At 64.5% G+C, this 21182-nt stretch carries 24 protein-coding genes and 1 riboswitch; of the genes, 15 read left to right on the top strand and 9 right to left on the bottom strand.

The genetic code is table 11. From position 1 onward, the window contains the following. The first annotated feature begins 18 nt into the window (after window positions 1–18). The 6 genes from AC0L3J_RS11780 to AC0L3J_RS11805 all read left to right on the top strand — a co-directional run bounded on the left by AC0L3J_RS11780 (window position 19) and on the right by AC0L3J_RS11805 (window position 6093). Entirely contained in the window at window positions 19–1137 is a 1119-nt protein-coding gene (locus AC0L3J_RS11780) for a class I SAM-dependent methyltransferase (RefSeq protein WP_473347079.1), read from the top strand. Then, window positions 1134–1901: a peptidoglycan editing factor PgeF gene (gene pgeF, locus AC0L3J_RS11785; protein ID WP_473347080.1), complete on the top strand. Its 768-nt coding sequence runs from the start codon at window positions 1134–1136 to the stop codon at window positions 1899–1901. Before AC0L3J_RS11780 ends, pgeF begins: the two co-directional genes overlap by 4 nt. Before the next feature lie 113 nt (window positions 1902–2014). Next, complete coding sequence (locus AC0L3J_RS11790) at window positions 2015–2629, top strand: hypothetical protein (protein WP_473347081.1); 615 nt, start codon at window positions 2015–2017, stop codon at window positions 2627–2629. 193 nt (window positions 2630–2822) lie between these two features. After that, complete coding sequence (locus AC0L3J_RS11795; RefSeq protein WP_473347082.1) at window positions 2823–3776, top strand: ribose-phosphate pyrophosphokinase; 954 nt, start codon at window positions 2823–2825, stop codon at window positions 3774–3776. 257 nt (window positions 3777–4033) lie between these two features. After that, on the top strand, window positions 4034–5062 hold the full coding sequence (locus AC0L3J_RS11800) for a putative zinc-binding metallopeptidase (RefSeq protein ID WP_473347083.1): 1029 nt from the start codon (window positions 4034–4036) through the stop codon (window positions 5060–5062). Next, on the top strand, window positions 5059–6093 hold the full coding sequence (locus tag AC0L3J_RS11805; protein ID WP_473347084.1) for a D-alanine--D-alanine ligase family protein: 1035 nt from the start codon (window positions 5059–5061) through the stop codon (window positions 6091–6093). The genes AC0L3J_RS11800 and AC0L3J_RS11805 overlap by 4 nt, the downstream gene beginning before the upstream one ends. 75 nt (window positions 6094–6168) lie before the next feature. Here AC0L3J_RS11805 and AC0L3J_RS11810 read toward each other — a convergent pair whose 3' ends face one another. After that, the gene (locus AC0L3J_RS11810; protein WP_473347085.1) at window positions 6169–6747 is read right to left on the bottom strand and encodes a 6,7-dimethyl-8-ribityllumazine synthase; all 579 of its coding nucleotides are present in this window, start codon (window positions 6745–6747) and stop codon (window positions 6169–6171) included. 76 nt (window positions 6748–6823) lie between these two features. Further along, window positions 6824–6980, bottom strand: a riboswitch (FMN riboswitch). A gap of 410 nt (window positions 6981–7390) precedes the next feature. Here AC0L3J_RS11810 and AC0L3J_RS11815 point away from each other — a divergent pair. Next, window positions 7391–7891: a type III secretion system chaperone family protein gene (locus AC0L3J_RS11815; protein WP_018453509.1), complete on the top strand. Its 501-nt coding sequence runs from the start codon at window positions 7391–7393 to the stop codon at window positions 7889–7891. 181 nt (window positions 7892–8072) lie between these two features. Further along, complete coding sequence (proC, locus tag AC0L3J_RS11820) at window positions 8073–8897, top strand: pyrroline-5-carboxylate reductase (RefSeq protein ID WP_473347086.1); 825 nt, start codon at window positions 8073–8075, stop codon at window positions 8895–8897. Between the two features lie 131 nt (window positions 8898–9028). Here the strand turns inward: proC and AC0L3J_RS11825 are convergent, their stop codons facing one another. The 5 genes from AC0L3J_RS11825 to AC0L3J_RS11845 all read right to left on the bottom strand — a co-directional run bounded on the left by AC0L3J_RS11825 (window position 9029) and on the right by AC0L3J_RS11845 (window position 13352). Continuing rightward, complete coding sequence (locus AC0L3J_RS11825; protein WP_473347087.1) at window positions 9029–9424, bottom strand: thioesterase family protein; 396 nt, start codon at window positions 9422–9424, stop codon at window positions 9029–9031. Window positions 9425–9511: 87 nt separating this feature from the next. Next, a complete protein-coding gene (locus AC0L3J_RS11830; protein ID WP_473347088.1) occupies window positions 9512–9760 on the bottom strand; it encodes a tautomerase family protein in 249 nt (82 codons plus the stop codon). 54 nt (window positions 9761–9814) lie between these two features. Next, complete coding sequence (hisS, locus tag AC0L3J_RS11835; protein ID WP_473347089.1) at window positions 9815–11425, bottom strand: histidine--tRNA ligase; 1611 nt, start codon at window positions 11423–11425, stop codon at window positions 9815–9817. 199 nt (window positions 11426–11624) lie between these two features. Further along, a complete protein-coding gene (locus AC0L3J_RS11840; RefSeq protein WP_473347090.1) occupies window positions 11625–12149 on the bottom strand; it encodes a YegJ family protein in 525 nt (174 codons plus the stop codon). A gap of 120 nt (window positions 12150–12269) precedes the next feature. Next, a complete protein-coding gene (locus AC0L3J_RS11845) occupies window positions 12270–13352 on the bottom strand; it encodes a branched-chain amino acid aminotransferase (protein ID WP_473347091.1) in 1083 nt (360 codons plus the stop codon). Between the two features lie 340 nt (window positions 13353–13692). On the opposite strand from AC0L3J_RS11845, the gene AC0L3J_RS11850 reads away from it, so the two are divergent. From AC0L3J_RS11850 to AC0L3J_RS11860, 3 genes are read left to right on the top strand one after another with little or no spacing between them, the layout of a single operon-like run. Then, complete coding sequence (locus AC0L3J_RS11850) at window positions 13693–14232, top strand: MarR family winged helix-turn-helix transcriptional regulator (RefSeq protein WP_456767748.1); 540 nt, start codon at window positions 13693–13695, stop codon at window positions 14230–14232. Further along, window positions 14229–14960, top strand: coding sequence for a response regulator (locus AC0L3J_RS11855; RefSeq protein WP_035993624.1), 732 nt, complete (start codon window positions 14229–14231; stop codon window positions 14958–14960). The genes AC0L3J_RS11850 and AC0L3J_RS11855 overlap by 4 nt, the downstream gene beginning before the upstream one ends. 17 nt (window positions 14961–14977) lie before the next feature. Further along, window positions 14978–16366 (top strand): ATP-binding protein, encoded by a 1389-nt coding sequence (locus AC0L3J_RS11860; protein ID WP_018453501.1) that lies wholly within the window; start codon window positions 14978–14980, stop codon window positions 16364–16366. A 169-nt stretch (window positions 16367–16535) separates the two neighbouring features. On the opposite strand, the gene AC0L3J_RS11865 is transcribed toward AC0L3J_RS11860, so the two are convergent. Together AC0L3J_RS11865 and AC0L3J_RS11870 are read right to left on the bottom strand one after the other, a co-directional pair. Continuing rightward, the gene (locus AC0L3J_RS11865) at window positions 16536–17066 is read right to left on the bottom strand and encodes a DUF3617 domain-containing protein (protein WP_247284451.1); all 531 of its coding nucleotides are present in this window, start codon (window positions 17064–17066) and stop codon (window positions 16536–16538) included. 44 nt (window positions 17067–17110) lie between these two features. Next, window positions 17111–17404, bottom strand: coding sequence for a hypothetical protein (locus AC0L3J_RS11870; protein ID WP_007596852.1), 294 nt, complete (start codon window positions 17402–17404; stop codon window positions 17111–17113). A gap of 182 nt (window positions 17405–17586) precedes the next feature. Here AC0L3J_RS11870 and AC0L3J_RS11875 point away from each other — a divergent pair, with 182 nt between their 5' ends. The 4 genes from AC0L3J_RS11875 (at window position 17587) to AC0L3J_RS11890 (ending at window position 20236) form a co-directional block, all read left to right on the top strand. Further along, window positions 17587–18051, top strand: coding sequence for a hypothetical protein (locus tag AC0L3J_RS11875; protein ID WP_027565385.1), 465 nt, complete (start codon window positions 17587–17589; stop codon window positions 18049–18051). Window positions 18052–18165: 114 nt separating this feature from the next. Then, window positions 18166–18858 carry a ribonuclease T2 family protein gene (locus AC0L3J_RS11880; protein ID WP_473347092.1) on the top strand — a complete coding sequence of 231 codons (693 nt, stop codon included), beginning with the start codon at window positions 18166–18168 and terminating at the stop codon, window positions 18856–18858. A gap of 52 nt (window positions 18859–18910) precedes the next feature. After that, a complete protein-coding gene (locus tag AC0L3J_RS11885) occupies window positions 18911–19771 on the top strand; it encodes a 23S rRNA (adenine(2030)-N(6))-methyltransferase RlmJ (RefSeq protein WP_473347093.1) in 861 nt (286 codons plus the stop codon). 249 nt (window positions 19772–20020) lie between these two features. After that, window positions 20021–20236, top strand: coding sequence for a cold-shock protein (locus tag AC0L3J_RS11890; protein WP_007614865.1), 216 nt, complete (start codon window positions 20021–20023; stop codon window positions 20234–20236). An 86-nt stretch (window positions 20237–20322) separates the two neighbouring features. On the opposite strand, the gene AC0L3J_RS11895 is transcribed toward AC0L3J_RS11890, so the two are convergent. Next, window positions 20323–20946 carry an outer membrane protein gene (locus tag AC0L3J_RS11895; RefSeq protein ID WP_473287989.1) on the bottom strand — a complete coding sequence of 208 codons (624 nt, stop codon included), beginning with the start codon at window positions 20944–20946 and terminating at the stop codon, window positions 20323–20325. Window positions 20947–21182: the final 236 nt, after the last annotated feature.

Consider the following 21182-nt stretch of genomic DNA (forward strand, 5'->3'; position numbering starts at 1 on the left):
CTTTTGAGAAGATGGACCGTGACCGACCAGCCGTTACTCGACGAGATCAAGGCGCTGATCAAATCCTCAGGCCCCATGCCGGTCTGGCGGTACATGGAACTGTGCCTGATGCATCCGCGCTATGGCTATTACGTCTCGCGCGATCCGTTGGGACGAGAAGGCGACTTCACCACAGCGCCTGAGGTCAGCCAGATGTTCGGCGAGCTCTTGGGCCTGTGGACCGCCTCGGTGTGGAAGCAGATGGGGTCACCGCAATTCCTGCGGCTGATCGAGCTCGGCCCCGGCCGCGGCACCATGATGGCGGATGCGCTGCGCGCGCTCCGCGTGCTGCCGCCGCTCTACCAGGCGCTCCACATCCACATGGTCGAGGTCAATCCGGTCCTGCGCGAGCGGCAGAGTGCGACGCTGTCGGGCGTGCGCAACATCGCCTGGCACGACAGCATCGACGACGTGCCCGAGGGACCGAGCATCATCCTCGCCAACGAATATTTCGACGTGCTGCCGATCCACCAGATGGTCCGTCACGAGAACGGCTGGCACGAGCGCGTGATCGAGGTCGACGCCAACGGAAAACTTCAATTCGGCGCGGCGGCCGAGCCGACGCCGCGCTTCGAGGTGCTGCTGCCGCCTCTGGTGCGCGCCGCGCCAGTCGGTGCCGTGTTCGAATGGCGGCCCGATGCCGAGATCATGAAGCTCGCCAGCCGCGTGCGCGACCAGGACGGCGCGGCGCTGATCATCGATTACGGCCACCTGTGCAGCGATGCCGGCGACACCTTCCAGGCGATCGCGCGCCACACCTTCACCGATCCCCTGAAGGCGCCGGGCCAGGCCGACGTCACGGCCCATGTCGACTTCCAGGCGCTCGCGCGCGGGGCGGAGGACGTCGGCGCCCGGGTGCACGGGCCGGTGACGCAGGGCGATTTCCTCAAGCGCGTCGGCATCGAGACCCGGGCAGCCGCCTTGATGCAGAAGGCGGCCCCTGACGTCGCCACCGACATTTCGATCGCGCTCAAGCGCCTGACCGAAACCGGGCGCAGCGGCATGGGCTCGATGTTCAAGGTGCTTGGCATCTCCGAGCCACGGTTGACGGGCCTTGCGGGACTCAGCGATCTCGAACGCGCCGGAGACGATTCATGACGCTTGCCTCCTCGCTGCTGTCCGCGGTGCCGGGCCTGCGCCACGCCTTCTTCACCCGCGAAGGCGGCGTCTCGGGCGGCATCTATTCCGCGCTGAACGGCGGGCTCGGCTCCAATGACGATCAGGCCCTTGTCGCGGAGAACCGCCGCCGCATGGCCGAGCATGTCGGCGTCGCACCGGAACGCTTTCTCAGCCTGCACCAGATCCATTCGCCCGACGTGCTTGTGGCCGACGCTCCGTGGCCGAGCGGGCCGCGGCCCAAGGGCGATGCGCTGGTGACGAAGGTGCCCGGCATCGCGCTCGGCGTCTCCACCGCCGATTGCGGGCCGGTGCTGTTCGTCGATCCCGACGCGGGCGTGATCGGGGGCGCCCATGCCGGCTGGAAGGGCGCGCTCACCGGCGTGCTGGAGCAGACCATTTCGGCGATGGAAAAACTCGGCGCCTCGCGGAGCCGCATCATCGCCGCGATCGGCCCGCTGATCCGCCAGGACAGTTATGAAGTCGGCAACGAGTTCGTGGCGCGCTTCATCGAGGCGGACGCGGACAACGCCATGTTCTTCATCCCGTCGGTGCGCGAAAGCCACGCGATGTTCGACCTCGCCGGCTTCATCCGCAAGCGTCTGGAAGCCGCGGGCATCCTGATGATCGACGATCTCGGTCTGGACACCTATGCCGACGAACGCTTCTTCAGCTACCGCCGCTCGGTGCATCGCAAGGAGCCGGATTACGGCCGCCACGTTCACGCGATCGCGCTCGAAGCATGAACACAAGGGCAACCCCGTGTCATTCCGGGGCGATGCCTGCGCGCGATGACAGTGGGCTGTGGCGCACCCGCCCTAGACGTTAATGCGTTTTAACGATATCGCTGCCCTCCATAATGAGGGATGCGTCATTCATCTTGCGCCGCGCAGGTTCGCGCGTGCTGGCGGTCATGCTGCTCACGGCGGCGGCCGCGCTTGGCGGCTGTGCCGGTGGCGGCGGTGCCGCGAACTCCTATGCGATGGCGCCGAGCGCCGGCTCCGGGGCGACGGTCGCGTTCGAATCGATCGACGGGCCGCCGCCGCAAGTGTTCGACCGCATGGTCGGCGTGCTCGACACCGAATCCAAGCTGCGCAGCCTGTCCGTGGTCTCCCGCGAGGGGACGGCTGCCTACCGCGTGCGCAGCTACCTCTCCGCCCAGATCGTGCGCGGCAAGACCGTGATCGCCTGGGTATGGGACGTCTACGACGCCAACCAGCAGCGGGCGCTGCGCCTTTCCGGCGAGGAACCGACGGCGGCCAAGGGCGGCCGCGACCCTTGGGCCGCTGCCGACGACCTCGTGCTGCGGAAGATCGCCCAGGCCGGATTCAGCGGACTTTCCAACATGATCAACGGTACGCCGGATGCGCCGGGCTCGGCTCCAGGCTTGCGCGGGCCGGCCGTGGCGAGCGTGATCCGGGAGGCTCCATCGGCCGAGATGCCGGCCTCGGCGCTGGGCTATGCCGAGCGATAACCCCCGCGAAACCACGGCCCTAACTTCCGGCCAAACCGTTGGCCGGACTCAGGATTTCGCAGGGAAAACGTAGCGTCCCGGGTTGCCATTGCAGCCCCCGGCCTGATATTTCCTCGCCCGTCGTAACCGTGCTTCCAGTGGGTATTGTTTGATGTTGAACATCGTGTCCAGCAAAGCGCGGGAGGAAGCGTCCATGTCGGCCAAGAACGGCTCCATCAAGCTCGTCGCCGGCAACTCCAATCCGGCTCTCGCGCAGGCCATCGCGCAGGGTCTCGACCTGCCGCTGACCAAGGCGGTGGTACGGCGCTTCGCCGACATGGAGATCTTCGTCGAGATCCAGGAGAACGTGCGCGGCTCGGATGCCTTCGTCGTCCAGTCGACCTCGTTCCCGGCGAACGACCATCTGATGGAATTGCTGATCATCACCGACGCACTGCGCCGCTCCTCGGCGCGCCGCATCACCGCGGTGCTGCCCTATTTCGGCTACGCCCGGCAGGACCGCAAATCGGGTTCGCGCACGCCGATCTCGGCCAAACTGGTCGCCAATCTGATCACGCAGGCCGGCGTCGACCGCGTCATGACGCTCGACCTGCATGCCGGCCAGATCCAGGGCTTCTTCGATATCCCGACCGACAACCTCTACGCGGCGCCGCTGATGGTGCGCGACATCAAGGACAAGTTCGACCTCTCCAGGACGATGGTGATCTCGCCCGACGTCGGCGGCGTGGCGCGCGCACGCGGCCTCGCCAAGCGCATCAACACCCCGCTCGCGATCGTCGACAAGCGCCGCGAGAGGGCGGGTGAATCCGAGGTCATGAACGTGATCGGCGACGTCGCCGGCTACACCTGCATCCTGATCGACGACATCGTGGACTCCGGCGGCACGCTGGTGAACGCCGCCGACGCGCTGATCGCCAAGGGCGCCAAGGACGTCTACGCCTACATCACCCACGGCGTGCTCTCCGGCGGCGCGGCCGCCCGGATCACGAACTCCAGGCTGAAGGAGCTGGTGATCACCGACTCGATCCTGCCGACGGAGGCGGTGAGCAAGGCCCCGAACATCCGCACGCTGCCGATCGCCAGCCTGATCTCCGACGCGATCGCCCGCACCGCGGCGGAAGAGTCGGTGTCGAGCCTGTTCGACTGATTTTCTTCTTCGCCTCTCCCCGCTTGCGGGGAGAGGCCGGAATTCGAGCGAAGCTTGAATTCCGGGTGAGGGGGACTCTCCGCGAGTCCAACTCTCACCGCCCCCGTGGAGACTCCCCCTCACCCCACCCTCTCCCCGCAAGCGGGGCGAGGGAGTGCGAGCGTCTACGTCCCTTACGAGGCAGCCCCCGGGTTGTTGCCAACGACCGCCCATGACATCATCCGAATCCCGAGTCATCTCTGCCCTCTGGATGCCCGATGCCACGCCGGAAATTTGCCTGGGAGAAGCTGTCGGATGACGAGTTGCTCAAGCAACGCCTCTCCAGCCTGAGGGTTACGGTCGAAGGCACCTGGCTCGAGGATTGCGTCAGCACGCTCTATGAGGAGCTGGAAGAACGGGATATCCGGCTGCGGCCGCACACCTGGATGTCGAGCGAATGGTTCAGTCCGGGTGGCGTTCCCGGCATCGCCATTCCCTTCTATCTTGCTCATCCCCGCCTGATGAAGCTCGAAAAGAAGATGATGTTCGACGTCGAGGGCGGCACCTGGCGCGAATGCATGGCCATCCTCCGTCACGAAGCGGGCCACGCGATCCAGCACGGCTACCAGCTACAGCGCCGGCGGCGCTGGCAGCAGCTGTTCGGCCCGTCGTCGAAACACTATCCGCGCTACTACCGGCCCAATCCGGCCAGCCGGCGCTATGTCCAGCATCTGCGACTGTGGTATGCGCAGAGTCATCCGGACGAGGATTTCGCCGAAACCTTTGCGGTGTGGCTGCGGCCGCGCTCGAACTGGCGGACGCGATATGCTGGTTGGCCGGCGCTGAAGAAGCTCGAATATGTCGACGAGCTGATGGGCGAGATCGCGGGAAAGCGGCCGCCGATCGCGACGCGGGAACGTGTCGATCCGCTGGGTCGGCTCAGCCAGACGCTCGAAGAGCACTACAAGAAGAAGCAGGCGTTCTACGCCTTCACGCCCCCCAAGACCTACGACCGCGATCTCTCCCGGCTGTTTTCAGCCGATCCACGGCATCACCGCTCAAAGCCGGCTTCAGCCCTGATCAGGCGCCACCGCTCCCAGATCAGGCAATTGGTCTCGCGATGGACCGGCGAGAATCAGCTTACGCTCGATGCCGTGCTTGACGAGATGATCTCTCGTTGTCGCGAGCTCGATCTGCGTGCCGTCGGCCCTGAACAGAAGCTCGTTCTCGACTTCATCGTCCTCGTCACCGCCAAGACGATGCACACGATGTTTGGCCCGTCTCGACGAAAATGGATCGCGCTATGAGACGTCTGCGCATTCTGGTCCTCATGCATCCGGACTTCCTGCCTCCGGACTCCTCCGACGGATACTCCGCACAGGAGATCAATACGTGGAAGACCGAATATGACGTGGTGAGCACCTTGCGTGCAGCCGGCCACGAGGTTCGACCGCTCGGCGCGCAGGAGGAAATCAGGCCGGTGCGCGAGGCGATCGAGGAGTTCAAGCCGCACGTGGTTTTCACGTTGCTGGAGGAATTCCACAACAACGTCGCCTTCGACCAGCACATCGCGAGCTATCTCGAGCTGATGAAGGTTCCTTACACCGGGTGCAATCCGCGCGGCCTGACCCTGGCCCGCGGCAAGGATCTGTCCAAGACGCTGGTGCATCACCGCCGGATCGCCGCGCCGGCCTTTGCCGTCTTCCCGATGCGCCGCAAAGTGAAACGCCCGACGCGCCTTGCGCTGCCGCTGATCGTCAAGAGCCTGAACATGGATGGCTCGTTCGGCATCTCGCAAGCCTCGATCGTCGATACCGACGAGAAGCTGGCCGAGCGGGTTGCCTTCATCCACGAGCGGGTCGAATCCGCCGCCATCGCCGAGCAGTTCATCGAGGGACGAGAGCTCTACGTCGGCGTGCTCGGCAACAACCGCTTACGCGTTCTGCCGGTCTGGGAGTTGAAGTTCGGCAGCATGGGCGGCCGCAGCTCACGACACATCGCCACGGAGAAAGCCAAGCACGACACCGACTATCAGGAGAAGGTCGGCATCGTCGACGGGCCTGCGAAGGATCTGGCGCCGGAAGTGACCGCCAGGATCCAGCGGGCCGCGAAACGCATCTACCGGGTGCTTGGCCTCGACGGCTACGCGCGCATCGATTTTCGTCTCACCGCCGACGGCACGCCGTATTTCATCGAAGCCAATCCCAATCCCGAGATCGCCAAGAGCCAGGAGTTCGCCACGGCCGCTCTACATGCCGGGCTCAAATATCCGGCTCTCCTGCAGCGCATCCTGGCGCTCGGGATCAGCCGCGCCAAGGCGGGCGTGTCATTGGGGTGATGACGGCGGCGATCGCCCTCATCCTTCGAGACGCGCTTCGCGCCGCTCAGGATGAGGGATGGTCGTTGCGCTGCGTTACACGATTCCCGCGGCGACCTGGCCGCGCAGGCGTTCGAGCCCGAGCAATGTTTCCGCACAGGCGGCCGCGACCTCGACGCCCTTGATCGCAAAATGCCTGCGGAAGAAATCGTAGTGCACCTCGGTCTCGTGGAATTGCTGCGGGGTCAGCACCGCGGAGAACACGGGCACCTCGGTACGCAGCTGTACGTCCATCAACGCCTTGATCACGGTGTCGGCGACGAACTCATGACGATAGATGCCGCCGTCGACGACGAGGCCGGCCGCGACGATCGCGGTGTAGCGCCGTGTCTTGGCGAGGATCTGCGCATGCAGCGGGATCTCGAACGAGCCCGGCACCTCGAACACGTCGACATGATTGAGGTGGCGCGCTTCTGCCTCCTTCACGAAGGCAATACGGGCCTCCTCGACCACGTCGCGGTGCCAGCAGGCCTGCACGAAGGCCACCCGCTGCGGTTTCGCGAAGCGCGGATGGTCGGGTACCGGATCCTGCGGAACCGGCGGTGGCGTCTGGGTTGGTTGGGAGGTTTCGGCTTTGGAAGTTTGGAGTTGGGGATCTTGCAACATCTGATTCATGGCTTTCCTCAGTTAAGGACCAGAATCAGGGCACACGGAACGACAAACAGCCGCATCCTGCGATGCGTCTGCCACCGACCGTTCTCTTTCATCCGGACTTTAACCGTCGGCTTCGGAGTTGCACCGAATCTGCTGACCCTTCCCCTCAGCAAAGCTTTGAGGAAGGCGCTCGCGGGCTTAGGCCTACGGCCCTTACCGCCGGTGGGGACTTTCACCCCGCCCTGAGAACATCGGCCGTCCGGAATGAACGGCCTGACCGAAATATGACGCCGGTTGGGGGCCGCGGCAAGCGGGTTCCGCATGGGAAAACCGCATGGTCCCATGCCGCTATGGCGGTCCAGGGGGCGCGCGGCGGAATTAGGGATTGGCGGGCCATCGGCGAATCCGATTCCGGTTTGTTCTTCTCCGTCCGGTTCGGCCTCACCGGCGTTAATAATTGTGGCCGAGATGAGCTGTGGACGAACGAGTCCTGACTTGTGGACGGACTCGGCAGCCAGTTGCGCAGATTCCGCAAATCACATCAGTTGATCCGCGACAAGCCCGCGCTGATCCGAACGGATCGCCTTAGCAATATTAAGGGAGCGCGCGCCGGACCAACCGCGTGCGTATCAAAGACAACAAAAAGGCAAGAGGTCGAGACGGCATGTCCCTGCTCGAAGGCACTATCGATTCCAAAAACCATCCGCTCGCGGTGGTCGAGGATATCGCTGCCAGCAACAACTGGCCGTTCGAACGCTCCGGCGAAGACGAACTCACGATTGTCTCCAAGGGACAATGGACCGACTACCAGATCTCCTTCACCTGGATGGGCGAGATCGAGGCGCTGCATCTGGCCTGCGCGTTCGACATGAAGATTCCGGTTGCGCGACGACCGGAGGTCCAGCGGCTCGTCGCCGCCGTCAACGAGCAGCTATGGGTCGGGCACTTCGACCTGTGGACCACCACCGGCATGATCATGCACCGGCAGGCCCTGGTGCTGCCGGGCGGGCTCATCGCCTCCACAGGCCAGTGCGAAGCCATGCTCGCCGGTGCCATCCACGCCTGCGAACGCTATTTCCCGGCGTTCCAGTTCGTGGTGTGGGCCGGCAAGTCCACGACGGAAGCCATGGACGCAGCCATGTTCGACACGGTGGGCGAGGCTTAAAGCCTCTCAGCAAGTGAGGGAGCCGCGACTCCCTCCTCGCCGTCGTCCTGGCGAAAGCCAGGACCCATACCGCGAGGTCTCTCCGTGTCTCGCGATGCTTGTTGCCCTGCCATCCTTCCACTAGAACCAGCCGTGGTAATGGGTCCTGGCTTTCGCCAGGACGACCGCGATGGCGACAGCGATGGCGAACAGCACTCTCCAAAACATCACCGGCACCATCCTGCTTGCCGGCGCCGGCAAGATGGGCGGCGCGATGCTGACCGGATGGCTTTCGGGCGGGCTCGATCCGCGCCGCGTCGCGGTGATTGATCCTCACATCTCGGCCGAGATCACCGCACTTGCGGCCAAGGGCGTTGCGCTCAATCCGGACGTGACGACGGCAGGCCAGGTCGAGACGCTGATCGTCGCGGTGAAGCCGCAGATGTTCCGCGAGGCCGGCGCCAAGCTGAAGCCATTCGTCTCCGACAAGACCGCGGTGGTGTCGATCATGGCGGGAACCACGATCGCCTCGCTCGAGGAGGTCTGCGGCGGCGCGGTGGTGCGCGCGATGCCGAACACGCCGGCCGCGATCGGCCGCGGCATCACGGTGGCTGTCGCCGCGAACAATGTCAGCGCGCAGCAACGCGCGGTGGCAGATGCGCTGCTACGCGCCACCGGCTCGGTCGAATGGGTCGACGATGAGAGCCTGATGGACGCGGTGACCGCGGTGTCCGGCTCGGGCCCGGCCTATGTGTTTCTGCTGGCCGAAGAGCTCGCGCGCGCCGGTGTCGAGGCGGGATTGCCCGAGGCGCTCGCGACAAAACTCGCGCGCGAAACCGTCGCCGGCTCCGGTGAGCTGCTGCACCAGTCGGAGCTTGCCTCCGGCACGCTGCGCCAGAACGTCACCTCGCCCGGCGGCACCACCGCCGCGGCACTCGGCGTGCTGATGGGCGAACCCGGCCTGCGCGATCTGATGATCCGCGCGATCGCGGCGGCGACGCAGCGGTCGAAGGAACTGGCGAAGTAAGGAAGCTATCCCTCATGGTGAGGAGGCGCGAAGCGCCGTCTCGAACCATGCAGGCCCGGCTCTCGCCTGTGGCGATCCTTCGAGACGACCGCGGCGCGGTCTCCTCAGGATGAGGGCGGAGCAAGCGGCTCCTAGCTCGTCCCCAGCCGCTTGTTGAACATCGCGACATTGACGAGCCCGCGGGCGTGGCGGCCTTCGCCGAGTTTTCGCGAGCCCTCGAAGGCCTCGACCTCGAAGCGGATGACTCGGCGCTCGACTGCGAAAACCTTCGCGGTGGTCCGCACCGTCGCGCCGACGAGAGCTGCTGCAAGATGGCGGATATCGACCTCGGTGCCGACGGTGACCCAGCCCGGCTGAAGGACGCTGCGGATCGCATCGCCCGACGTCATCTCCATTTCCAGAATCATCATCGGCGTCGCATAGACCATCGGCATGCCGGGCACGAAATGCCCGACCGTGCGCTCCACCGGCACCACCAGCGTGCGCTCGGCGCTCATGCCGACCTTGATGAAGTCGCGTGCGTCCATGGGGCCTCACTAATGGTGTCGTCCCGGCCTAGTGCGCAATTGCGCACGGGGCCGGGACGACGGCGGTGTATGTTGCTCCAGCGCTGGCTACTTCTTCGCCGCCGCCGCGCGCTCCACGAACGTCTTGCCGCCCTTCATCTTGTGGCGGAGCGGGGCTTCATTGATCTGGATGACGACGGCATCGGCGTCGACGCCGAGATTTTTCACCAGTGCCTGGGTGATGTCGCGCATCATGCCGGCCTTTTGTTCGTCGGTGCGGCCTTCGGCCATGCTGACAGTGATCTCAGGCATTTTTCTCTCCCTTGGGGCCGGACACCGGCCCTTGACGGGCGCCATCAAACAGGAGGCGGATGCCCGGGACAAGCCCGGGCAGGGCGCATCAGCGAATAGCTAGCCCCAGCTCACGTCATGGCGCGCCAACACCTCGCGCACTTTGGCGACGAGGTCGGTCTCGCTGCACGAGAACTGCGCCGGGCGGCTCTCGCGCCATTCCTGGTTGGAAGCGATCGCGGCCGCCGCCTTCGCGCCCTCGATCAGATCCTTGATCTGCACCTCGGCACGCGCTTTTTCATCCGAGCCCTGGATGATGACGCAAGGCGCATTGCGGCGGTCGGCATATTTGAGCTGGTTGCCCATGTTCTTGGGATTGCCGAGATAGAGCTCGGCACGGATGCCGGCGGTTCGCAACGATGCGACCATCTTCTGATAGTCGGCGACGCGGTCGCGGTCGAACACGGTGACAACGACGGGACCGAACCCGGGCTTCGTGTCGAGCTTGCCGAGCAGCGTCAGCGCGGCCTGAAGCCTGGACACGCCGATCGAGAATCCGGTAGCCGGCACCGGCTCGCCGCGGAAGCGCGAGACGAGGCCGTCATAGCGGCCGCCACCGCCGACCGAGCCGAAACGGACCGGACGGCCTTTTTCGTCCTTGGTGTCGAGCAGCAATTCGACCTCGTAGACGGGGCCGGTGTAATATTCGAGGCCGCGCACGACGGAAGGGTCGATCACTATGCGCCCCTCGTACCCCGATTCGCGGACTAACTCCGCGATCGATCGAAGTTCTGCTATCGCGTCCTTGACGGTGTCATTCGCACCAAACTTGGATTCGAGTGAATCCAATACGCTGGCGTTCGAAGGCAGCAGACCCGCGTCGTACTGACGATCGGAAGGCTGAAATGTATCCTGTATCGTTGTGGTAACTGCGGTAGGGGTTATCTCATGATGGTAGGCGATGACCTTCCAATTGACGTAGTCCATTAGTGATTCAATCTGATCAGAATCCAGATTGGCACCTTGGGTAATGTCTCCGCTTTCGTCCTTGCGTCCTGCGCCAAGAAGTTCGCGCACTCCCTGTGGGCCCAGACGATCTAGCTTGTCGATTGCGCGTAAGACAGTGAGGCGCTTGCCTGCATTCGCGTCACCACCCAGTCGTACCGCTTCAAGCACCCCATCAAGTACCTTGCGACTATTCACCTTGACGACGTAGTTGCCCTTCAACCCGAGCGCTTCCATCGTGTCGGCCGCCATCATGCAGATCTCGGCATCGGCCGCCGGTGTTGCGGAGCCCACCGTGTCCGCATCGAACTGCATGAACTGGCGGAAGCGGCCGGGGCCGGGCTTCTCGTTGCGGAACACGTAGCCGACGCGGTAGCTGCGGTAGGGCAACACGAGAGCGTCGGTGCCGTAGCGCTCGCCGACGTAGCGTGCGAGCGGCGCGGTCAGATCGTAGCGCAGCGAGATCCACTGCTCGTCGTCGTCCTGGAACGAGAACACGCCCTCGTTCGGGCGATCCTGGTCGGGCAGGAACTTGCCGAGCGCGTCGGTGTATTCCATCGCCGGCGTTTCCACGGGCTCGAACCCGTAGAGCTCGTAGACGGCGCGGATCTTCTCCACCATCTCGCGCGTCGCCCGGATCGCGGCGGGATCGCGATCCTCGAGCCCGCGCGGCAGGCGCGCCTTCAGTTTCTGGGGTTTTTTGGGTTTTTCGGCCATGCGCGGCATTTACCAGCCGACGCGCGAAGCGGCAACCGGAGTGTGCCCTTCACCTCGCCCCGCTTGCGGGGAGAGGTCGGTCGCGAAGCGACCGGGTGAGGGGGACTCTCCGCGGACCTATGTCTCTCGAGTTCGCGGTGACAGCCCCTCACCCCACCCTCTCCCCGCAAGAGCGGGGCGAGGGAGTGAGAGAGCGTACCGCGACGCCCTACGGCTGCTCCATCCGGGCCCGAAGCGCATCCGCATCCGCTTTCGGCAGCGACTTCAGCGTCGGCTTGATGGTTTCGCCGCCGACGATCTTGCCGTTGCGCATGAACATCCAGTCCGAGATGTCGGCTTCGCTGAACTTGACCTCGTCGCCTGCCCGCTTGCCGGGGAGATCGCGTGGCTCATTGGCGAAGAGGCCGGAATAGGCCCCATTCGGCAGCTTCTTCACCTCGGCGATCCAGATGTGCTCACCGCCCTTGCGGGTCGAAAAGTGTACCTTCAGGGCGTGCCCTGTCTCTGACGGTTTCGGCGCCTCGTAGGAGGCCCAGAAGGTCGGCAGCGTGCCGCGGGCACGCGCGATCGCGGTGTTCATCTCCGGATCGGTGGTGCGCACGTCGACGACGGGCGAACGGCCCTCAGCGGAGACATCCGGCTTGGGGCCGATGGTCAGAATGCCGAAGACGGTGGCGCCGGTGATTGCGGCGAGAACGACCCATTTCAGGGACTGGGGAAGAGTGGATGTCATGTTCGTAATGTCCGGAAGACTCGATGTCCAGGTATTAGAGGTCTCGGACTTTGTCGCACGATCATCGTGTCGCGTTCATTGCGCCTCTCTCTCCCCGCGAGCGGAGAGAGAGGGCAAAAATCAAGACAGATTGCGGATCCAGTTGTGCGGATCGTTGGTGCGGCCGTACTGGATGTCGACGAGCTGCTTGCGCAGGCCCATTGCGACCGGGCCGGCGGCGCCGCCCGAGATCTCGAAATCGCCGCTCACCGAGCGCACGGTGCCGATCGGCGAGATCACGGCGGCCGTGCCGCAGGCAAACGCTTCCTTCAGCTTGCCGCTTGCCGCATCCTTGCGCCACTGGTCGAGCGAATACGGCTCCTCGCGCACCGTCTTGCCGGCATCTTTGGCCAGCGCGATGATGGAATCGCGGGTGATGCCGGGCAGAATGGTGCCGAGCGGCGGCGTCGAGAGCGACCCGTCGTCGAACACGAAGAACACGTTCATGCCGCCGAGCTCTTCGATATAGCGGCGCTCGATCGCATCGAGAAAGACGACCTGGTCGCAGCCGTGCTGGATCGCTTCGGCCTGCGCGCGCAGGCTTGCGGCATAGTTGCCGCCGCATTTGACGGCGCCGGTGCCGCCGACGGCAGCGCGCGTGTAGTTCTCGGACACCCAGATCGACACCGGCGCGGGGCCGCCCTTGAAGTAGGAGCCGACCGGCGAGGCGATCACTGCGAAAATGTATTCGGACGAGGGCTTGACGCCGAGGAAGGTCTCGCTCGCGATCATGAAGGGGCGCAGGTAAAGACTGCCCTCGCCGCCCGGCATCCAGGCGCGGTCGATGCGCACGATTTGCTCGACCGCCTCGATGAAGACGTCTTCAGGGAGCTGCGCCATCGCCATGCGGTCGGCCGAGTCCTTGAAGCGCCGCGCATTGGCATCGGGGCGGAACAGGTTCACGCCGCCGTCGTCGCGCTTGTAGGCCTTGAGGCCTTCAAAAATTTCCTGGGCGTAGTGCAGGACGGCGCCGGCCGGATCGAGCTGGAAATTAGCGCGGGCCTCGACACGCGCCTCGTACCAGCCACCCTTGGCCTGGTTGTAGCGGACCACCGCCATGTGGTCGGTGAAGACCCGCCCGAAGCCGGGGTCCACCAGCTTGGCGACCCGATCCTTCTCGGAGGTCGGATTGGATGCGGGCTGGATGTCGAATTTCATGCTCATGTCCTTAGCCTCCCGCTGCCGGTGGCGGCGCCGTTGTGGCACCCGCCTGCTCTGATTCGGGCCCGGCTGGCTCGATTGGTTTCTGGCCGGACCGCCGCCAGCCTTGTTACGGCCGGTTTCCGTGGCCAGCATGTCACCGAGGACATGCTTTTGCGGAAGACGGAAGTCCAGTATGTTTTGCCGAAATGCCGTTCGACAATCGCACGGTAGATCTGCTCCGGCCGTCGCCGCCTGTCCGGCCCTCTGCGGCCGCCTTGCTTCGATGCCCACCCGACGCGAAACGATCTAAAATTTCGTGCGGGCCGATCGTTTTGTAACATTGAGACCAAGATACGTCAATATGCCTGACATAAATTTCGCGACTCCTTCTCAAGACGCTGCCGGGCCGCGGCCGGCCGCAGACGACGGAGGCAATTTGCGCTGGGATATCATCGAACTGCTGTTCTTCGCCTATCGCGATTTCGTCGGCGATCCCGACCAGGAGCTGGAGGCGTTCGGCTTCGGCCGGGCCCATCACCGCGTCATGCACTTTGTCTATCGTTATCCCGGGCTCAAGGTCGCCGACCTTCTCGACGTCCTGCGCATCACCAAGCAATCGCTCGGCCGGGTGCTCAAGCAGCTCCTGGACGAGGGCTATATCGTGCAGAAGACCGGCGACAATGATCGCCGCCAACGCCTGCTGTATGCGACACCGAAAGGCGAGGCGCTGGTGCAAAAGCTCGCCGGCCTCCAGACCACGCGCATCACCAAGGCGCTCGCCGAGATGGCGCCGCAGGATGCCGAGACCGTCAAGCGCTTCCTGCGCGCCATGATCGACCGCGACGATCCGGACAAGGTGCTCGAGACGATCTTTGCCACCGTCAATCAGGACAAGGAGTGACCGTGCCGCTCGCTGCCACGCTCGCACGCCCGCCGGCACGCCCCGCCGACGATGCCCCGCATCTCCTCCTGGTCGACGACGACCGCCGCATCCGCGATCTGCTCTCGCGCTTCCTTGCCGGCGAAGGCTATCGCGTCTCGACCGCGGCCAGCGCCAGCGACGCCCGTTCCAAGCTTTTGGGCCTGCACTTCGACCTCTTGATCCTGGACGTCATGATGCCCGGCGAGACCGGCTTCGATCTCGCGCGTTTCATCCGGACCTCATCCTCGGTGCCGATCGTGATGCTGACGGCGCGGCACGAAGCCGAAGCGCGCATCGAGGGCCTGCAGATCGGCGCCGACGATTACGTCGCAAAGCCGTTCGAGCCGCGCGAGCTTGCGCTGCGCATCAACAACATCCTCAAGCGCGCCGCGCCGCCGCCACAGGCCGCAGCGGTGGAGAAGATCGCGTTTGGCCCGTACATCTATCACCTCGAGCGCGGCGAACTGCGCCAGGGCGAAGACGTCATTCACCTGACCGACCGCGAGCGCGAGATGCTGCGGATCCTGTCGGAGACACCGGGCGAGACCGTGCCGCGCAGCGCGCTGACCGGCAATGGCAGCGTCAACGAGCGCGCCGTCGACGTGCAGATCAACCGCCTGCGGCGCAAGATCGAGACCGATCCCGCCAATCCGCTATTCCTCCAGGCCGTGCGCGGCATCGGCTACCGGCTGGTAGCCTCGCCATAAAGAGTGAAGCGCCACCGATGAGCACGATCGATACCGGCCTGACGCTTTTGAAGAGCGCCGCCGGCCGCGTCTCCGCCGCCAATGGCTGGATGGGCAACGCGTTCAAGGGCTGGATGCCGACCGGCCTCTACGCGCGTGCGCTGCTGATCATGATCGTGCCGATGGTGATCCTGCAATCGGTGGTCGCCTTCGTGTTCATGGAGCGGCACTGGAACACGGTGACACGCCGCCTGTCGGCCGCCGTGGTGCAGGACATCGCCGCGCTGATCGACGTCTACAAGGGCTATCCGCAAGACAAGGATCGCGACCAGATCCGCCGCATCGCGCAGCAGCGCCTGGGCCTCGTCGTCGATTTCCTCCCGGCCGGCGACATGCCGCCGCCGGGACCAAAGCCGTTCTTCTCGCTGCTCGACCAGACGCTGTCGGTGCAGCTCGGCCGCCAGATCGGGCGCTCCTTCTGGATCGACACGGTCGGGCGCTCCAACCTGGTCGAGATCCGGATCCAGCTCGACGACGCCGTGATGCGCGTGTTCGCGCAGCGCAGCGCCGCCTATGCCTCGAATTCGGAGATCTTCCTGTTCTGGATGGTCGGCACGTCCTCGATCCTGCTGATCGTCGCGGTGCTATTCCTTCGCAACCAGATCAAGCCGATCCTGCGGCTTGCCGACGCCGCCGAAAGTTTCGGCAAGGGCCGCGAGGCGCCGAACTTCAGGCCGCGCGGCGCGCGCGAGGTGCGGCGCGCGTCGGTCGCCTTCCTCGAGATGAAGTCGCGCATCGAGCGGACGATGGAGCAGCGCACCGCGATGCTCGCCGGCGTCAGCCACGATCTGCGCACGATCCTGACGCGGTTCAAGCTCGAGCTGGCGCTGATCGGCGACAGCCCCGAAATGGAGGGCATGCGCAAGGACGTCGACGAGATGTCGATGATGCTCGAGGACTACCTCGCGTTTGCTCGCGGCGATTCCGGCGAGCAGTCGCAGCCGACCGACATGGCCCAGGCGCTCGAGGAGCTGCGCAGCGACGCCGAACGCCACGGCCACACCGCGACCGTTGCGTTCAACGGGCTGCCCGTGGTCACGGTGAAGCCGGCCTCGTTCAAGCGCTGCCTCGCCAACCTCGTCACCAACGCCGCCCGCTACGGCAAGAGCATCGCCATCACCGGCCAGCGCGATCACCGTTATTTGACCGTGACGGTCGATGACGACGGGCCGGGCATTCCCGCGCATCTGCGCGAAGAGGTGTTCAAGCCGTTCCTGCGGCTGGACAACGCCCGCAACCAGGACGAAGGCGGCACGGGTCTTGGCCTCGCGATCGCCCGCGACATCGCCCGTTCGCATGGCGGCGACATCACGCTCGGCGACAGCCCGATGGGCGGATTGAGAGCGAGCGTGCGGATACCGGTGTAACCGGCTCTTCCCTTCTCCCCTTGTGGGAGAAGGTGGCGCGAAGCGCCGGATGAGGGGTCTGTCTCCGCAAATTCAAGCCGAAAAGAGTCGCGCGCGGAAACAGACCCCTCACCCGTCTCGCCGCTGCGCGGCGAGCCACCCTCTCCCACAAGGGGAGAGGGTAAGAGCCCTACTTCGGCAGCAGAGCCTTCAGCTTGTCCATGTCGCGCACGTTCATCTTGAAGCCGCCGGGCATCACGATGTCGCCGGGCTTCTGGTCCGGCTTGCAGGCCCCCAGCCATTTCGCTTCGAGCTGCATGGTGGTGTCGCGGCCTGCCGCGCCGGCAGCGCCGCCTTGCGCGTGCGACGACGTCTTCACCGTATAGGCCGAATTGAAATCGCCAGTGATCTCAGCATGCGAGGTCGTGCTGATGCCGGCGACATTGCACTCGGAATCGCTGACATAGCCGGTCGCGGTCTTCTTGATATCCTGCTTGGCGCAGATCTGCTTGGCCATCGGGGAGATGTTGTTGTTCATCTCCTTGTCGACGGTCTCGTCGGTGCAGTGCTGCATGGTCATCTCGGGCACCGGCGTGCCGGTCCTGACCATCTTCAATTCCCACAGCCCCGCCTTGCGCACCGGCAGGTCGTCAGCGCGGGCGCTGGCTGCCGACAAGACGAGGCAAAGGGCGGAGCCGAGCAAAGCGAGTTTGCGCGTCATGTCGGAAGCTCCCAGCTGAGAGGTAGCGGCGTTGCGAAAGCGCCTCAGTAGAGCGTGCGGATCGGCTGGTCGGCGGCGCCATAGGGCACCCAGCGGCAGGAGAACGAGATGTAGCCGCCCTCATAGGCCTGCATCGCCAGGAATTTGGCGACCTTGCCGTAGCGCGCGCAGTGATCGACCGCGACCTGCCGCGCATCGACTTGGGTTGCCATTGAATAGGCGATGATACCGCCGGTGTCGTTGCCCTTGAACGGAGGCACCGGAAGCAGATCGGCGCGCGCCGACTGGCTCGCCATCATACCCAAGGCAAGTAGGCCCGCGGCCGCAATGATTCGCATTCCCGTCACTCCGATTGGTTGGCGGCAGTTTACGGTGCCGGCGCGGCGGTGGAAAGAACCGAAAACCGCTCTAGTGCAGCATTGCGGTCAACTCGTCGGCAAGTGTTGCCGCGCTGCACTTGACCTCCCCCGGCCTTCGCGGCACCGTCCGACCCTCGCAGATCATGCTGTCTGGATTGCCCATGCGCGCCTCGACCTTCCTGAAATCGCTCCGCTTTGCCGCCGTGCTCGGCCTTCTCTTCGGAGCGCTGTCGCTCGGTGAGGCCAGGGCCGCCAATCCGCTGGAGCTGAATTTCTGGCTGAGCGGGCCGCGTTATGACGGCAACGTCTCCGAATGCGACAGGGCGCTGCCGACGATCGCCAGCCAGTTCTGGGAGAAAGAAAGCTCGTTCTGGAATTCCTCGTTGAAGATCACCGGCTTCGCCGCGGTTCACGAGACCGCGTTCCGGCCCTGGGCATCCGACAACATCCCGCGCCGCTATTGCACCGGCGAGGCCATGCTCACGGACGGCAAGATGCGCAAGGTGCACTTCTCGATCGTCGAGGACGGCGGCTTCGCCGGCTACGGCCAGGGCGTCGAATGGTGCGTGGTCGGGCTCGACCGCAACTGGGCCTACAACCCGGCCTGCCGCGCCGCCAAGCAATAATTGCTCTGATCCCGACCGATCAGGCGGCCTAACGATGGTCGCCCGAAATTTGTTCTTGAAATGTTCCTATCGCCTGCTAGGCTCGCCTGCACAGTCTAGTTGAGGGGCGTCGCCATGTTTCATTCCAGATTGCATTCGTTCTCCCGCCTGATGATCTCGCTGACGCTTGCGGCCGGGCTGGCTGTGCTGGCCGGTGGCGCAAAGGCCCAGGACAAGCGGCAGAACACGCCCGGCGAGTTCGATTTTTATGTGCTGTCGCTGTCGTGGTCGCCCTCCTTCTGCGAAGAGGCGGCGGAGCGCGGCGGCCGCTCGCAGATCCAATGCAGCGGACGGCCCTACGCTTTCGTGGTGCATGGTCTGTGGCCGCAATATGAGAACGGTTTTCCGGAATATTGTCAGCGGCCGTCGCCGCGGCTGAACCGCAGCATCGTCTCCTCCATGCTCGATCTGATGCCGGCGCCGGGGCTGATCTTCAACGAATGGGACAAGCACGGCACCTGCTCGGGGCTCGCCGACCGCAGCTATTTCGAGACGATCCGGAAGGCCCGCGCCGCGATCAAGATTCCGGCTGAATATCTCGATCTGTCGCAGGCCAAGACCGTGGCGCCGGCGGAGGTGGAGGAAGCGTTCATCAAGGCAAATCCGGGCCTCAGCAATGCCGCCGTCTCGATCACCTGCAACCGGACGCGGCTATCGGAAGTCCGCATCTGCCTCAGCAAGGACCTGCAATTCCGCGCCTGTGAGGAGATCGACCGCCGCGCCTGCCGCCGCGAGCAGGTGGCGATGCCGCCGATCCGGGGCGGGTAGCCCAGGCATCGTGCCTCTTTGCTCAAGCCGCCACGTGGCGTAGTGCTCTTGCATGAATTACCGCCACGCCTTCCATGCCGGCAGCTTCGCCGATGTCATCAAGCACATCGTGCTGGCGCGCATCATCACCTATCTCCAGGACAAGCCGGGTGCGTTCCGCGTCATCGACACCCATGCCGGCGCTGGCCTCTACGATCTCGAAAGCGACGAGGCGCGCCGCGGCGGCGAGTGGCTGACGGGCATTGCGCGGCTGATGCAGGCGCGGCTGTCGAACGACGCCATGGCGCTGACCAAGCCCTATCTCGACATCGTCCGCGCCTTCAATCCGAAGGGCGAGCTCAAGGCCTATCCGGGCTCGCCGCTTATCGCACGCGGCCTGCTGAGGCCGCAGGACCGCCTCTTGCTCTGCGAGATCGAGCCGAAGGCGCGCAAGGCGCTGATCGGCGTGCTGCGCCACGACGAACAGGCCCGCGTGGTCGATCTCGACGGCTGGATGGCGCTGCCGGCTTTCGTGCCGCCGAAGGAACGGCGTGGGCTCGTGCTGATCGACCCGCCGTTTGAGGCAAAGGACGAGTTCGAGAAGCTCGAAGAGGCCTTCTCGGCGGCTTTCGCGAAATGGCCGACCGGTATCTATGTAATCTGGTATCCCGCCAAGAGCCGGCGCGCCACCGATGCGCTGGTGCAATCAGTGGCGCGGCTCGCAGCCGCAGCAAAACCGCCGGGAAAATGCCTGCGCCTCGAATTCAGCGTGGCGCCGCAAGCTGACGGCGCAACTCTCACCTCCACCGGGCTCTTGATCGTCAATCCTCCTTACACGCTGCAGGGCGAGCTCAAGACGATCCTGCCTGAGCTGGAAATGCCGCTCGGCCAGGGTGGTGCTGCCAGATTCCGATTAGAGGTGCCGAGACCGTAACACTCCGGCATCTTGGGAAAAATATGCAGGAGCGGTGGTCAATCTGCAGAGAACCGTATTATGCTGTTGCGGTGACTGGCTTTACGTTCCGCTTCCGCGAATGGTTGCGGCGGAGTGAAGGCCTAAGAAAGATCCAGTCGGACCGAATGGTCTGCCCAAGGATGGCCAGCTCCCGGGCTTCGTAAGGCCCGGTCATGTCGTGACGTGCGTCTGCGTCACGACGGAGGAGCAATGAGGGGGAGTTTCCCGATGGCCATGACGGGAACGGTCAAGTTTTTCAACGGTGAGCGCGGCTACGGATTCATCAAGCCGGACGACGGGGGCCGCGACGTCTTCGTACATATTACTGCTGTGGAGCGGGCCGGACTGAAGGACCTTGCCGAAGGACAGCGTATTACTTTCGAAGTCGAACCGGACAAGAAGGGCAAGGGGCCGAAGGCGGTCGATTTGGTCATCCTTCCCTAGCGAGTCCGACGCGAAACACCGGCGCAAAAAAAATCCCGGCCGCAAGCGGCCGGGAGGTTGTAGTCCGGTATTTTCTTCTTTGGGTATCAGAAGTGATAGTTCACGCCTGCGCGCACAACGCTGGCGCTATAGCCGTTTGACACGCCTGTAATCGCGAACTGACTCGTCGACAGATCGATGTAGAGATATTCGAGCTTGGCGCTCCAGTTCGGCGCGAACCCAACTTCCGCGCCGGCACCGATGGTCCAGCCGGCGCTGGTGTGCGACTCCGTCCAGCCGAACGTCTGCGCGCGCAGCTCGCCGAAGGCGAGGCCCGCCGTGCCGTAGAACAGCACGTTGCTGAGGGCATAGCCCGCGCGGCCGCGCAGGGTGCCGAACCACGGATTGGAGAACTTCCACGGCGCGAAGGTGTCGTCGGCACCGGCGGCCTGGATGTCACCTTCGACACCGAACACCCACGGGCCGGTCTGGAAATTGTAGCCGGCCTGAACGCCGCCGACGAAGCCTGACGGTTTTGCGGGATTGTTGTTCACCGAGCCCCATTCGTAGCCGAGATTGGCACCGAGATACGGACCGGCCCAGCTATAGGCGTTGAGCGGCTGATTGACCGTGTACGGCGCACGCTGCCCGTAATTGAGATCGGCGGCCTCTGCCGAAGCCGTCCAGCCGACTGCAGCCAACGCGGCTGCGCCCACAACGAGCCCCTTCATCACACACTCCAACGCAACTGCCGCCACCGGTGCGATGCCCGCGCCGCCGCGCGAGGCAAAACCGCATGGTTACGGAACCACCACTTTTTCGCGTAAGATTTATCGAGAGTTTTAAGTTAAAGGCCTGTTAAGCCGGGTTACCGCGCTGTTAACAGGCTTAAGCAAGCGTTACCGGGAACTGCGCCGCCATCCTGTGCGTGCCGCACGGCCGGAACTTCAAATCGGCACCCGCAGCG

The organism is Bradyrhizobium sp. Kon37 (assembly GCF_055807535.1).